Raw genomic sequence first — 14,479 nt, 5'->3', positions numbered from 1 at the left:
CGGCAGCTGCTGCAGCTTCTTCAGGTGTATCGCAAGCGAAACCTTGAGAAACTGGTAAACCATATTCGGCAAAAAGTTGTTTTGCCTGATACTCATGCAAATTCATGATGCTTTATCCAATTTTTTATACTAAAAGAGCTGAATATTTATGCAAATAAACAGCTATCCCAAATTGCGCACCTAGTATAGATCCCAAGGCTTAACATGAAAACCCCAGTAACACCAAAGGCGCAAAAAAAAAGCTGTGAATTGTCATTCACAGCTTATATTTCATACTACTCGATTAAACATCCAGTAATAAGCGAGTTGGATCTTCAAGTAACTCTTTAATAGTCACTAAGAAACCAACAGATTCTTTACCATCGATTTGGCGATGATCGTAAGATAGTGCCAAATACATCATAGGAAGAATTTCAACTTTACCATTTACAGCCATAGGACGCTCTTGGATTTTGTGCATACCCAAGATTGATGACTGTGGTAAGTTAATAATAGGCGTAGAAAGTAACGAACCAAATACACCACCGTTAGTAATGGTAAAGTTACCACCTGTCATATCGTCAAGTGTTAGTTTACCGTCACGGCCTTTAAGGGCTAATTCACGAATACCTTTCTCGATTTCAGCAACAGATAGTTTGTCGCAATCTTTAAGTACTGGTGTAACTAAACCACGTGGTGTAGATACAGCGATGCTGATATCAAAGTAATTGTGGTAAACAATATCGTCACCATCAATTGATGCATTTACGTCAGGGAAACGCTTAAGTGCTTCAGTTACTGCTTTCACGTAGAAAGACATAAAGCCTAAACGAATACCGTGACGCTTCTCGAATACTTCTTGGTATTGCTTACGAAGGTCCATGATAGGTTTCATATTTACTTCGTTAAATGTAGTTAACATTGCTGTTGAGTTTTTCGCTTCTAATAAACGATTAGCAATGGTTTTACGTAAGCGCGTCATTGGTACACGTTTTTGTGTACGGTCACCCATAGGTGCAGCAGGTGCTGAAGCGGCTTCTTTTTTAGCAGCTGGAGCAGGTGCTTTTAAGAAAGTATCAACGTCTTCTTTAGTTACACGGCCATTTTTACCTGTGCCTTTAATTTTAGACGCATCAAGCCCTTTTTCAGCGATTAAACGGCGTACAGACGGCGTTAACACATCTGAGCTATCGTTAGACTCACTTGCAGCAGGCGCTTCTTCTGCTTTAGCTGCAGGTGCTGCTGGAGCGCCGCCCGCTTTAACGTTACCAATAACTTGTTCGCCAAGTACAGTATCGCCTTCTGCGTTTAGTTGCTCGCCCATGATACCGTCTTCTTGAGCTACTACTTCAAGAACAACTTTATCAGTTTCAATATCTACCAAGTTTTGGTCGCGAGTTACCGCTTCACCTGGTTGTACATGCCATGTAGCAATTGTTGCGTCTGCAACTGATTCTGGAAGTACAGGTACTTTAATGTCCACTTCTTTACCTTCTGATGCTGGAGCTGATTGCGCCGCAGGCGCGTCTTCTGATTTTTCAGGTGCGGCTTCTTCTTTAGCCGGAGCACTGTCACTTGCTGGTGCTGCATCAGCATCACCAAGTAAACCGATAACTTGGTCGCCAAGTACCGTTGCACCTTCTTCTTGTGATATTTCAGTAATTACACCGTCATTTTGTGCAACCACTTCTAAAACCACTTTATCTGTTTCAATGTCTACTAAGTTTTGGTCACGGCTTACTTTGTCGCCTACACTTACATGCCATGTAGCAACGGTAGCATCTGCAACCGACTCAGGAAGAACAGGAACTTTAATTTCTGTGCTCATTGCTTATCCTTTCTTTTGTATAGTAAGCGCGTCTGCAACGAGCGCTTGTTGTTCTTTAGTATGTACTGACATGTAACCACACGCTGGAGATGCCGACGCCTTACGCCCTGCGTAAGTCAATTTAGCACCCTGTGGGATTGCATCAATAAAGTGATGTTGCGAACAGTACCAAGCACCTTGATTTTGTGGCTCTTCTTGACACCAAACAAAATCAGTAACGTGTTGGTAACGTTCCATAATCGTGTCCATTTCTGCATGTGGGAACGGGTATAACTGCTCCACACGTACAATAGCAATGTTGTCTTGCTCAAGCTTACGACGCTCTTGTAATAGTTCGTAGTAAACTTTACCACTACAAAATACTACGCGTTCTACTTTCTCAGGGTTAATATCATCGATTTCGTCGATCATATTATGGAATACACCTTGTGAAAGTTCTTCAAGTGAAGATACCGCAAGTGGGTGACGAAGTAGTGATTTTGGTGTCATTACAATCAATGGACGACGAAGTGGTCTAACTGATTGACGACGAAGCATAGCGTAAACTTGTGCAGGTGTTGAAGGAACACACACTTGCATGTTGTGATCGGCACAAAGCTGTAAAAAACGCTCTAAACGTGCAGAACTATGCTCTGGGCCTTGACCTTCATATCCATGCGGAAGCAAACATGTTAAGCCACATAAACGGCCCCATTTTTGCTCACCAGAGCTTAAGAACTGGTCAAATACGACTTGTGCACCATTTGCGAAGTCACCAAACTGGGCTTCCCAAAGGACTAATGATGTAGGTTCAGCTGTTGCATAACCATATTCAAAAGCAAGTACCGCTTCTTCTGATAAAACAGAATCAAATACTTCAAAAGTACCTTGGTCTTCACTTAAATTTTGAAGAGGGAGGTAAGTTGAACCATCCGACTGGCTATGTACTACAGCATGGCGGTGGAAGAAAGTACCACGCCCTGAGTCTTGGCCAGTTAAACGTATATCTGTGCCTTCAGAGGCAATTGTTGCATAAGCAAGTGTTTCTGCCATACCCCAATCTAGTGGTTTTTCGCCACTTGCCATAAGCTTACGGTCATCGTAAATCTTTTTAACACGAGACTGTGCTTTATATTGCTCAGGGAACTGCGCAACTTGTTCGCCAAGTGCTTTTAGCTTATCTACCGGTACGCTTGCGTCGTACTCAACATTCCACTCATGGCCAACATATTTTGCCCAATCAGATGAGTGCGAAGTTTCTGGCTGAATTTCTTCAACAACACAGTTACCTTCATCTAAACCGTTACGGTATTGATCAGCTAATGCTTTAATTTCACTCTCAGTGAATGAGCCTTCAGACATAAGTTGATCAGCGTAAATTAAACGCGGAACCGCATGCTTTTTAATTTTTTGGTACATAAGAGGCTGTGTTGCATTAGGCTCATCAGCTTCGTTATGACCATGGCGGCGATAACATACTAAATCGATTACTACGTCACGTTTAAACTGGTTTCTAAAATCAAGTGCAAGTTGTGTAACAAATGCAACGGCTTCAGGGTCATCAGAGTTAACGTGGAAGATTGGTGACTGAACCATTTTAGCAATGTCAGTACAGTAATCTGTAGAACGTACGTCGTCTTGTTTTGAGGTTGTAAAACCAACTTGGTTATTTACAACAATACGGATACTACCACCACATGAGAAGGCATTTGTTTGCGACAAGTTAAATGTTTCTTGTACAACACCTTGGCCTGTAATCGCAGAGTCACCGTGGATAGTAATAGGTAATGCTTTGCTACCTGAACTGTCACCTAAACGGTCTAAACGCGCTCTTACCGAGCCCATAACAACAGGGTTAACAATTTCTAGGTGAGAAGGGTTAAACGCAAGTGCCATATGAACATTGCCACCTTTGGTCGCAAAGTCAGATGAATAACCCATATGGTATTTAACGTCACCAGAGCTTAACGTGTCTTTGTGTTTACCAGCAAACTCATCGAATAACTCAGATGGGTTTTTACCTAACACATTAACTAGTACATTTAAGCGACCACGGTGGGCCATACCAATAACTGCTTCTTTTTGCCCGCTTTCGCCAGCACGGTGAATAAGTTCTTTAAGCATAGGAACTAACGCATCACCACCTTCAAGTGAGAAACGCTTAGCACCAGGGAACTTTGCACCTAAATATTTTTCAAGACCATCTGCTGCGGTTAATCCTTTAAGGATACGCAGTTTTTCTTCTTTAGAAAAAGTAGGTCGTGATTGAACAGATTCTAAACGCTGTTGTAACCAACGCTTTTCTTCTGTTGATGTGATGTGCATATACTCAGCACCAATAGAACCACAATAGGTGGTTTTAAGTGCCTGGTATAGTTCACCTAAAGGCATAGTATCGCGGCCTACGGCAAACGATCCTACGTTAAATTCGCGGTCAAAATCAGCTTTAGATAAGTCGTGGTATTCTAGCTCTAAATCTCGAACACGCTCTCGTTGCCAAATGCCTAATGGATCTAGGTTAGCATTTTGGTGTCCTCGAAAGCGGAAAGCATTAATAAGTTGTAGTACTTTAACCTGTTTAAGGTCACCGCCACTACCCTCTGCTACCACTACCTCTCTATGCTTGTTTTTAGCAAGCGCCGCAAACTGTGAACGAACTTCTGAATGCTTTACTTCAACATCCACACCATCTACTTTTGGTAATTGTTCGAACACTTCTCGCCATTCTTCTGGCACAGAAGTCGCATCATCTAAATACGCTTCATAAAGCTCTTCTACATAAGCAACGTTGCCGCCGTTTAAATGTGAAGATTCTAGCCATGCCTTCATCACACCTTCGTGCATTTATAAGCCCTTTTCTTTAGCGCAGAAATTAATAGTTGTCATAACAAGATGGCTAATAAAAATATTAGCCATCTTACGTTACTAAGTGATTAAACCGCGCGGTTTAATAACATAGATTTAATTTGTCCAATTGCTTTGGTCGGGTTAAGACCCTTAGGACAAACGCTAACACAGTTCATGATACTGTGGCAACGGAACACACTGAACGCATCGTCTAAGTCTGCTAAACGTTCTTCAGTTGCCGTATCGCGGCTATCAGCCAAGAAACGGTAAGCATGAAGAAGGCCTGCTGGACCAATGAACTTGTCTGGATTCCACCAGAACGAAGGACACGATGTAGAACAACATGCACATAAAATACACTCGTAAAGTCCATCTAATTTATCACGTTCTTCAATAGATTGAAGACGCTCACCAGCCGCTGGCTGATCGTTAATTAGGTATGGTTTAACTTTTTCGTACTGAGTGTAGAACTGACTCATGTCAATAACAAGGTCACGTACCACAGGTAAGCCAGGTAAAGGACGAATTACAATAGTACCTTTGCCGCCTTTTTGCAGCGTAGATAATGGTGTAATACACGCTAAACCATTTTTACCATTCATGTTAACGCCATCAGAGCCACACACGCCTTCACGACATGAGCGACGGAATGATAATGTTGGATCTTGCTCTTTTAATAATAAAAGTGCATCCAATACCATCATGTCCTGACCTTCCTCTGTTTGCAAAGTATATTCTTGCATACGAGGTGCGTTATCAACATCCGGATTGTAACGATAAACTGAAAATTGTACTTGTGCCATCGTCTCGCTCCTAGTAGGTACGTGCTTTAGGTGGGAACGCTTCACGCGTCTTAGGCGCGTAGTTTACGTCACGCTTGCTCATTTCATCCGTTACCGGATTGAATACTGAGTGACATAACCAGTTTTCGTCATCACGATCTGGGTAGTCAAAGCGAGAGTGTGCACCACGGCTTTCAGTACGGAAGTTTGCAGCTACTGCAGTTGAGTAAGCTGTTTCCATTAAGTTGTCTAGTTCAAGACATTCGATACGCTGCGTGTTGAAGTCTGATGATTTATCATCAAGACGTGCATGCTGCAGACGTTCACGAATTTCTTTAAGCTCTTTAAGACCTGTCGCCATAGACTCACCTTCACGGAATACCGAGAAGTTAAGCTGCATACATTGTTGTAGGTCTTTTTTGATTTGAACTGGGTCTTCACCTTGGCCAGCCGTTGAATTTTCCCAACGGTTAAAGCGTGCAAGAGACGCGTCAATATCAGATGCTGTCGGTGCTTTAGTAATTTCAACTTCGTTTAGGTATTTACCTAGGAAGTTACCCGCAGCACGGCCAAATACAACTAAATCAAGTAATGAGTTACCACCTAGGCGGTTTGCACCATGTACAGATACACAGGCAATTTCACCTACTGCAAATAAGCCTTCTACTACTTTTTCGTTGCCGTTAGCATCGATTTGTAGCGCTTGACCATTTACGTTAGTTGGAACACCACCCATCATGTAGTGACAAGTTGGTATTACTGGAATTGGCTCTTTAGCAGGGTCAACGTGTGCGAAAGTTTTAGCAAGGTCACATACGCCTGGTAGACGTAAGTTAAGCGTTTCTTCACCTAAGTGGTCAAGTTTCAGCTTAAGATGTGGACCCCAAGGACCATCACAGCCACGGCCTTCACGGATTTCAGTCATCATTGAACGTGCTACAACGTCACGAGACGCTAAGTCTTTAGCGTTTGGTGCATAACGTTCCATGAAGCGTTCGCCATCTTTATTTAAAAGATAACCACCTTCACCACGACAACCTTCCGTTACAAGTGTACCAGCGCCTGCAATACCCGTTGGGTGGAATTGCCACATTTCCATATCTTGCATAGCAACGCCTGCACGGGCTGCCATACCAACACCATCACCCGTATTAATGTGAGCATTGGTTGTTGATGCGAAAATACGACCAGCACCGCCGGTTGCAAGTACAACAGCTTTTGATTTGAAGAAAGTAATTTCACCTGTTTCAATCTCAATTGCTGTACAGCCTACTACATCGCCATTGTCGTTTTTAACTAAATCTAGTGCATACCACTCAGAGAATACATTAGTTTGGTTTTTAACGTTTTGTTGGTATAGAAGGTGTAATAAAGCGTGACCAGTACGGTCTGCTGCTGCTGCAGTACGTGCAGCTTGTTCACCACCAAAGTTTTTCGATTGACCACCGAAAGGACGTTGGTAAACACGGCCATTTTCAAAACGAGAAAATGGTAAACCCATGTTTTCTAATTCAGTAATAGCTTCTGGGCCTGTTTGACACATGTATTCGATAGCGTCTTGGTCACCGATAAAATCGGAACCTTTAACGGTATCGTACATATGCCATTCCCAGTTGTCTTCGTGTGAATTACCTAGCGCTACTGTAATACCACCCTGTGCAGATACAGTGTGTGAGCGTGTTGGGAATACTTTAGATATTAATGCACACGTTTTGCCAGATTCGGTAATGGCAAGAGCGGCGCGCATACCAGCACCACCTGCACCAATTACTACGGCGTCAAATTCACGAACAGAATATTTCACTTAAACACCCCATAAAACGATTAGACCAATAGCTACGTAAGCAACGGCCATCAGGTTTAATACAAAGCCTAAAACAGCGCGTAGTTTAGCGTTTTTAACGTAATCCGTTAAAACTTGCCAAAGGCCAATGCGGGTATGAACCATCATGCATACAAGAGTAATAAGTGTAAAACCCTTCATTGCTAGATTAGAGAATAGGCCTGTCCAGGCTTCGAAAGTGACTTCTGGCGTTGCTAAAAAATAGCCGATAATAAAAATCGCGTATGCGGTGATTACTAGTGCCGTGGTACGTAAAGATACGAAATCTTGTACACCATCACGTTTAAGAGTTGCTTGATTTAAGACCATATCCACACCCCTGCCAGTACGGCAAATACAACGCCAAGTGCCATTGCAATTTTAGCGCTAAGGTTACCTGATTCAAGTTCTTCCCAGTGGCCCATATCCATAATGATGTGACGGATACCACCTATAAGGTGATAACCCAATACAGAAAGTGTGCCCCAAGCTATGAATTTGGCAATGAATCCGCTAAACAGACCCTTGACGAATTCAAAACCTTCAGCTGAAGAAAGAGACTCAGACCAAGCCCAAATGACAAACGTTAAAGCAAAAAATAATGCAACACCGGTGACGCGGTGAAAGATTGATGCTTTAGCCGTTGCCGGCATAGATATAGTTGTTAGATCTAGATTTACAGGTCTTTGCTTTTTCACAGTTACTTGCCCATCTTGCTCACATTGGAGCTCATCTACTTGTTTTTCTAAAACCCACCAAAATTTCTGGTGGAACTATCAAAGTAAACGTGTCAATACAGCAAAAGTTCACAAATCTGCAAAAATTACGCTGTAAAAATATGTTTACCTAAATACAAAGCGGTTTGAAACCTCCGATAGTATATATACCCAAAGGTTGTTTTACAATTCTTGTTTAGTTAGAGACGTTTGCGAATTAGCCGATAGTATAATATTTAATTAATACCGAATATTTATTATACATATATGCATAATGTTTATAAAAATTGACTTTAACCCCCTCTTTCACGTTAAAATGCGAAGATGTGCTTAAAACAAGATTTCAGAACTTTAAAAATCTAAAAATCAGAATAGATATCTTAATAGGAGATACATAGATGGCAGATAAAAAAGCCACAGTCCATATTGATGGACTAGATCCAATCGAACTTCCAATTTATCAAGGCACTGCTGGCCAAGATGTGATCGACGTACGTACGTTAGGTTCACACGGTCACTTTACTTATGACCCAGGTTTCATGTCGACTGGCTCTTGTGAATCTGCAATCACCTACATTGATGGTGGTAAAGGTGTATTACTTCACCGTGGTTACCCAATTGAGCAATTAGCTGAAGACTCTAACTACATCGAGCTTTGTTACTTACTATTAAACGGTGAGTTACCAACTAAAGAGCAATACGATGCATTTGCAAAAGAAATCACGCATAACACCATGCTTGATGAGAAAATTGCTAACTTTTTCCAAGGTTTCCGCTTCGATGCTCACCCAATGGCAATGCTATGTGGTGTAGTAGGCGCATTATCTTCTTTTTACCACGAAGATCTTGATATTACTGATGCAAGCCAACGTAAAACAAGCGCTATTAAACTTGTCGCTAAATTACCGACTATTGCAGCTATGGCGTACAAAACAAACATTGGTCAGCCGTTTGTTTACCCACGTAACGATTTAAGCTACGCAGAAAACTTCTTACACATGATGTTCTCTGTACCGGCTGAAGAATACAAAGTTAACCCTGTGACAGCTAAAGCAATGGATAAAATCTTCATGCTTCATGCTGATCATGAGCAAAACGCATCAACGTCAACAGTACGTTTAGCAGGTTCTTCAGGCGCTAACCCATATGCATGTATTGCAGCGGGTATCGCATCTCTTTGGGGCCCTGCTCACGGCGGTGCTAACGAAGCATGTTTAAACATGTTAGAAGAGATTGGTTCTGTTGATCGTATTGATGAGTACGTAGCAAAAGCAAAAGATAAGTCTGATCCGTTCCGTCTTATGGGCTTTGGTCACCGTGTTTACAAAAACTTCGACCCACGCGCTACAGTAATGCGTCAAACGTGTCACGAAGTATTAGAAGAGCTTAACATTCAAGATCCGCTTCTTGATATTGCAATGAAGCTTGAACAAATTGCCCTTGAAGACCCATACTTTGTAGAGAAGAAACTTTACCCTAACGTTGATTTCTACTCAGGTATTATCTTAAAAGCGATTGGTATTCCAACAAGCATGTTCACTGTAATTTTTGCAATGGCACGTACTGTTGGTTGGATCACTCACTGGGATGAGATGCTATCTCAACCTGGTCATAAGATCAGCCGCCCTCGTCAAATGTATACTGGTTACACTCAACGTGACTTCGTATCAACTGACAAGCGCTAAGCTTAGTTAGTTAAAAAAGGCCGCTTTTGCGGCCTTTTTTGTGTGCTTTGCTTGTCAATTTTATGAAACCGATTACAATTCCTGCCTAAATTTATAGATGTTGAATAGCCATGCCTTCTCAAGAGTTTAATATAACAAAAATCCGCAACGACTTCCCTACGTTAAACCAAACCCTTAATGGCAACCCTTTAGTATATTTAGACTCTGGCGCAACCTCGCAAAAACCACAAAGCGTTATTGATGCAACCACTCGTTTTTATAATTTAGGCAACGCAAACGTTCACAGAGGCCGCCATACTTTAAGCGAGCGCGCTACAGAACAATATGAAGCAGCAAGATTAAAAACAGCGGATTACTTTAACGTAAATGCTAAAGAAATCGTCTGGACTAAAAGCGCAACAGAGGCGCTAAATTTACTTGCTCATGGCCTACAAAGGCAAATTACTGGTGAAGATACGGTTTTAATTACACCCCTTGAGCACCACGCTAATATTGTACCTTGGCAAGTATTAACGCAAAATACAGGGGCTACGCTATCTGCACTTCCCCTTGAGCAAAACGCGACGTTTAATATAGCGCGCTGTATAGACATGATCACGCACACTAAAGCAAAGGTGCTGTGTATCAGCCAAGCGTCTAACGCATTAGGTAATATTACCAATTTAGCCCCATTAATAGCTGCAGCGAAAGCAGTCGGCACGTTAGTTGTTGTTGATGGCGCACAAGGAGCCATGCATTTACGCCCTAATTTAAAGCAGCTTGGATGCGATTTTTATGTATTCTCAGCGCATAAAATGCTTGGCCCTACGGGTGTAGGGGGCTTATATGGTCGCTATGAATTACTTAATGCGCTTACCCCGTATCAAACGGGTGGTGAGATGATAGATACTGTAACGCTTGAAAAAAGCACCTACAGAGACGCTCCTGCTAAATTTGAGACCGGCACCCCAAATATAGCCGGCGTCATTGGCTTTAGTGCAGCAATTGATTATTTATCAGCCCTAAACATAGAACAGTTACAGTGCCATGAGCAGGCTATTTTTAACTATGCAGCCACACAGTTGAGTGAAATTGACGGAATTACTATTTATAGCGACCTAAACAACAATATTGGCACCCTTAGTTTTAATTATAAAAGTGAACACCCCTACGATTTGGCAACTTTGCTTGACGGATTTGGTATTGCAGTGCGCAGTGGACACCATTGTACGCAACCATTAATGCACCATTTAGGGGTAAAAGGCACTGTTCGAGCAAGCTTTGCATTTTATAATACCCATCAAGATGTTGATAATTTCATCAATGCCTTGAAAGAATCGATTGAATTATTAGACTAATTTAGGATAACTCATGACAAATACGTTTAAAAACGTAGTAAAACCTATACAGCAGGCGCAATCTTGGCAGCAAAAATATCGCGAAATAATGCTTCTGGGCAAAACACTTCCCGCTTTAGCGGATGTACTTAAAACCGATGACGCACTGGTGCCAGGGTGTGAGAGCAAAGTGTGGATGTTTATGGAGTTTGACGATAGCGAGAATCGTTTAGTGGTTATTGGCGACTCAGACACCCGCATTGTAAAAGGCTTATTAGCGATAATTTTAGCGCTTTATAATGGCTTAACACCTGAAGAGGTCGTGAATATTAATGCGTATGACGAATTTGAAAAGTTAGGCTTAATTAAACACCTTAGTGCATCTCGAGGGAACGGAATTAAAGCTATGGTCGAGGCAATTCAAAGCATGGCAACTAACAAGCTCAATTAAACTATTGAGCTTGTTGTAAACGCTGTTTTTTATCTAAATATTTACGTACCGCTTTAGCCGCTACAAAAAAGCCAAAACTTCCGGTGATCATAGTTACCGAGCCAAACCCGTTATTACAATCCATATTCATTGTACCATCAGCATTTTGTTTAGCATGGCATACACTGCCATCACTGCCTGGGTAAACAAGTTGCTCAGTTGAGTACACACAATCAATATTAAATTTGCGTTTAGGGTTGTTACTAAAATTATATTGTTTGCGTAAAATATAACGCACTTTAGCAAGTAGCGGATCTTGCGTGGTTTTAGCCACATCACCAAATGTTATTTGGCTAGGATCAGTTTGCCCACCCGCGCCGCCAGTAGTAATAATAGGCATTTTATTGCGCTTACAATGAGCAATAAGCGCTGCTTTTTCTTTAACTGCATCAATACAGTCAATGACGTAATCAAAACCTTGAATATGCTCACGAATATTTTCAAGAGTAATAAAGTCATCTATCACAGTTACTTTACACTCTGGGTTTATCAGTTCGCAGCGACTTTTCATTGCATCTACTTTGGCTTGGCCAATACTGCCGCTAAGTGCATGAATTTGCCTATTTACGTTCGTCGCGCAAATATCATCTAAGTCAATTAAAGTGATTTTACCCACGCCTGTACGTGCTAAAGCTTCGGCGGCCCAACTTCCTACACCGCCTATTCCCACTACACAAAAATGGGCTTGTTGTAGCCAGTCAAATTGTTGGTTACCGTATAGGCGTTTGATCCCGCCAAAACGAATATCTGTTACTTTTTCGCTCATTTACCAATCCAGTTGCCACGGCGATTGCCATGCTTGAAATTCTTGATGATTAATTAATTGCTGGTACTCATCACCCGTAGTAGGTAGCAAAGAGCAATTAATTTGCTCCCCATGCCATAAAAAACTTAACGCATAGGCATGAAGATACGCCCGCTCAGCTGCGCTGCCACTATAAAGTGTATCGCCTAAAATTGGCGCCCCTAAACTTTTTAATGCCACTCTAAGTTGGTGGGTTTTACCCGAATACGGCTTTAAAATATACGCCCTAAACCCCGGCTTATAACTAAAAGAATAAAAGCGGGTAATGGCCGGGTTTTGCAGGGTAGGTAAAAGCTTAAACATGCCCCTGCGAGACTTAGCCATATCACCTTTTATCCACCCTTGCTTTTTTTTAGGTTTAGTATTGCTTATTGCTAAGTAAAACTTGTTTATTGCGTGCTCAGTGAAAAGAGACGTAAATTTAGCAGCGGCTTTTTTATTGCGACTAAGAATAATAAGGCCAGATGTCACTTTATCAAGGCGGTGAACAGCAAATAATTTTTCGCCAGTTTGCTGCTCAGCTAATACCACAAACCCTTTTTCACCTTCTGAGTGAAAATTAAGCCCCGCTGGTTTTTCAAATATATAAAAATCAGCGTGGCTAAACACTATGGGTAATTCACTTTTAACCATTATTAGGCTTGCTTAGCTTTTAGGTAGGCAATCACTTTTTCTAAATCCTCGGCCGTATCAACCCCAGCATGTGGCGTTACTTTGGCCTGCTCAATTTTGATAGCGTAACCATGGTACAACACTCTAAGTTGCTCTAGCGACTCAAGTACTTCAAGCGGCGATACACTTAGCTCAATATACTGCTTAATGAAGCCCGCACGATAAGCATATATACCCACATGGCGCTGAAAAGGCGTTATATCTAACACACTGTCGTTATTTAACATTGCGCTTCTGTCAAACGGAATACTGGCCCGCGAAAAGTACAACGCATTTTTATTAATATCACTAACAACCTTCACAGCATTAGGATTAAATACTTCGTCTTGCTCTTCAATGGCTACACTTAATGTTGCCATTGGCGCGCTTGAATTATTTAGTAAAGTGGCAACTTGCGATACGTTTTCGCTGGCAAGTAATGGCTCATCGCCTTGTACATTTACCACCAGGGTTTCTGCGTCTAGCTTAAGTAAGTCAACAACTTCTGCTAAACGTTCAGTACCCGATTGATGATCTTCTCGCGTCATCAGCACATCGTTTGTGAACAATTTAACAGCATCAAAAACTTTTTGATGATCGGTTGCAATAACCACTTTACTTGCACCTGACAAACACGCTTTTTCATACACGTGTTGAATCATAGGTTTACCGCATATGTCAGCTAATGGTTTGCCAGGCAAACGGGTAGACGCGTAACGTGCAGGTATAACAACTACGAATTCCACTTATCAACCTCATCTTGAGATAGCTCACGCGCTTCATTTTCTAAAAGTACCGGTATATCGTCGCGTACTGGGTATGCAAGTTTAGCTGCAGTACTAATAAGTTCTGCATTTTCTTTATCAAAACGAAGCTTTCCTTTACACACAGGACAAGCAATTATTTCAAGTAATTTTGTATCAAAGGCCATTGAGGATCCCTTTTTGTTTTAATAATAAATCTAATTTATGTATTACAGCGTCAGTAGGTTTTGCATTTACGGGTAGGTAGTACCAAGTATCTTTTGCAAAGTCTCTACATTTTACTGCATCTTTTTCTGTCATTAATATGTTGTCATCATTAAATTGAGTAAAATCAGCCATGCTATAAGCATAGTGATCTCGGTAATGATGAGTTGAAAGCAGCTGAATATTTTGACCCTTTAATGAATCTTCAAAACGTTGTGGGTTACCAATGGCACTTACCGCATGGCCTTTTTCAATGGTTTTATTCACAGGGGTATTGTTAGCAACGTGTTTAAGTGCACCAGTTTGCAAAACGTAGCTAAGGGATGCATCTCCCCCGTTTTCAATCACTAAATCAACGCTATTTAATCTGTTTGTGGTTTCACGTAATGGCCCTGCAGGCATAACAAAGCCATTACCAAATCGCCTTTGGCTATCAACAATGCAGCACTCTATATCGCGTGCCATTTTATAATGCTGCATACCATCATCTGAGATTATGACATCCACACAAAATTGCTGCTCTAATAATGTAATGTTGGCTTTTCTATCGGGTCCAACAACAAGCGGACATTTTAAGCGATTAAATAAAAGTATTGGCTCATCACCGGCTT

General features: G+C 41.5%; 15 protein-coding genes. 3 read left to right on the top strand and 12 right to left on the bottom strand.

The genetic code is table 11. The features are described 5' to 3' along the window. The 7 genes from L650_RS23440 to sdhC form a co-directional block, all read right to left on the bottom strand. The coding region (locus L650_RS23440; RefSeq protein ID WP_164835521.1) for an ATP-grasp domain-containing protein at nucleotides 1-106 on the bottom strand (106 nt) is incomplete at its 3' end. 177 nt (nucleotides 107-283) lie between these two features. After that, the gene (gene odhB, locus L650_RS0100180) at nucleotides 284-1,807 is read right to left on the bottom strand and encodes a 2-oxoglutarate dehydrogenase complex dihydrolipoyllysine-residue succinyltransferase (protein ID WP_024033546.1); all 1,524 of its coding nucleotides are present in this window, start codon (nucleotides 1,805-1,807) and stop codon (nucleotides 284-286) included. 3 nt (nucleotides 1,808-1,810) lie between these two features. After that, nucleotides 1,811-4,630, bottom strand: a complete 2,820-nt coding sequence (locus tag L650_RS0100175; RefSeq protein ID WP_029771672.1) for a 2-oxoglutarate dehydrogenase E1 component — start codon at nucleotides 4,628-4,630, stop codon at nucleotides 1,811-1,813. Nucleotides 4,631-4,719: 89 nt separating this feature from the next. Continuing rightward, nucleotides 4,720-5,436 carry a succinate dehydrogenase iron-sulfur subunit gene (locus tag L650_RS0100170; RefSeq protein ID WP_004586682.1) on the bottom strand — a complete coding sequence of 239 codons (717 nt, stop codon included), beginning with the start codon at nucleotides 5,434-5,436 and terminating at the stop codon, nucleotides 4,720-4,722. 10 nt (nucleotides 5,437-5,446) lie between these two features. After that, nucleotides 5,447-7,219: a succinate dehydrogenase flavoprotein subunit gene (sdhA, locus tag L650_RS0100165; RefSeq protein ID WP_004586683.1), complete on the bottom strand. Its 1,773-nt coding sequence runs from the start codon at nucleotides 7,217-7,219 to the stop codon at nucleotides 5,447-5,449. Continuing rightward, the gene (sdhD, locus tag L650_RS0100160) at nucleotides 7,220-7,567 is read right to left on the bottom strand and encodes a succinate dehydrogenase, hydrophobic membrane anchor protein (protein ID WP_004586684.1); all 348 of its coding nucleotides are present in this window, start codon (nucleotides 7,565-7,567) and stop codon (nucleotides 7,220-7,222) included. After that, a complete protein-coding gene (sdhC, locus tag L650_RS0100155; RefSeq protein WP_084554498.1) occupies nucleotides 7,558-7,935 on the bottom strand; it encodes a succinate dehydrogenase, cytochrome b556 subunit in 378 nt (125 codons plus the stop codon). Before sdhC ends, sdhD begins: the two co-directional genes overlap by 10 nt. Before the next feature lie 416 nt (nucleotides 7,936-8,351). Between sdhC and L650_RS0100150 the strand changes: the two genes are divergently transcribed. The 3 genes from L650_RS0100150 (at nucleotide 8,352) to L650_RS0100140 (ending at nucleotide 11,405) form a co-directional block, all read left to right on the top strand. After that, on the top strand, nucleotides 8,352-9,638 hold the full coding sequence (locus L650_RS0100150) for a citrate synthase (protein WP_004586686.1): 1,287 nt from the start codon (nucleotides 8,352-8,354) through the stop codon (nucleotides 9,636-9,638). A gap of 110 nt (nucleotides 9,639-9,748) precedes the next feature. Continuing rightward, nucleotides 9,749-10,975: an aminotransferase class V-fold PLP-dependent enzyme gene (locus L650_RS0100145; RefSeq protein WP_029771671.1), complete on the top strand. Its 1,227-nt coding sequence runs from the start codon at nucleotides 9,749-9,751 to the stop codon at nucleotides 10,973-10,975. A gap of 13 nt (nucleotides 10,976-10,988) precedes the next feature. After that, complete coding sequence (locus L650_RS0100140) at nucleotides 10,989-11,405, top strand: SufE family protein (RefSeq protein ID WP_004586688.1); 417 nt, start codon at nucleotides 10,989-10,991, stop codon at nucleotides 11,403-11,405. A 1-nt stretch (nucleotide 11,406) separates the two neighbouring features. On the opposite strand, the gene tcdA is transcribed toward L650_RS0100140, so the two are convergent. From tcdA to lpxK, 5 genes are all read right to left on the bottom strand, one after another. Beyond that, nucleotides 11,407-12,210 carry a tRNA cyclic N6-threonylcarbamoyladenosine(37) synthase TcdA gene (gene tcdA, locus L650_RS0100135; RefSeq protein WP_004586689.1) on the bottom strand — a complete coding sequence of 268 codons (804 nt, stop codon included), beginning with the start codon at nucleotides 12,208-12,210 and terminating at the stop codon, nucleotides 11,407-11,409. Beyond that, nucleotides 12,211-12,882, bottom strand: a complete 672-nt coding sequence (locus L650_RS0100130) for a TIGR01621 family pseudouridine synthase (protein ID WP_029771670.1) — start codon at nucleotides 12,880-12,882, stop codon at nucleotides 12,211-12,213. A gap of 2 nt (nucleotides 12,883-12,884) precedes the next feature. Continuing rightward, nucleotides 12,885-13,646, bottom strand: coding sequence for a 3-deoxy-manno-octulosonate cytidylyltransferase (gene kdsB, locus L650_RS0100125; RefSeq protein WP_024033541.1), 762 nt, complete (start codon nucleotides 13,644-13,646; stop codon nucleotides 12,885-12,887). Further along, nucleotides 13,634-13,831 (bottom strand): Trm112 family protein, encoded by a 198-nt coding sequence (locus L650_RS0100120; RefSeq protein WP_004586692.1) that lies wholly within the window; start codon nucleotides 13,829-13,831, stop codon nucleotides 13,634-13,636. Before L650_RS0100120 ends, kdsB begins: the two co-directional genes overlap by 13 nt. Further along, nucleotides 13,821-14,479 (bottom strand): tetraacyldisaccharide 4'-kinase (gene lpxK, locus L650_RS0100115; RefSeq protein WP_029771667.1); only part of this gene is annotated, 659 nt, incomplete at its 5' end. The genes lpxK and L650_RS0100120, both read right to left, overlap by 11 nt.

Source organism: Pseudoalteromonas sp. TB51, assembly GCF_000498055.1.
GTDB lineage: Bacteria > Pseudomonadota > Gammaproteobacteria > Enterobacterales > Alteromonadaceae > Pseudoalteromonas > Pseudoalteromonas atlantica.
This window is presented reverse-complemented; position numbering and strand designations above follow the sequence as displayed.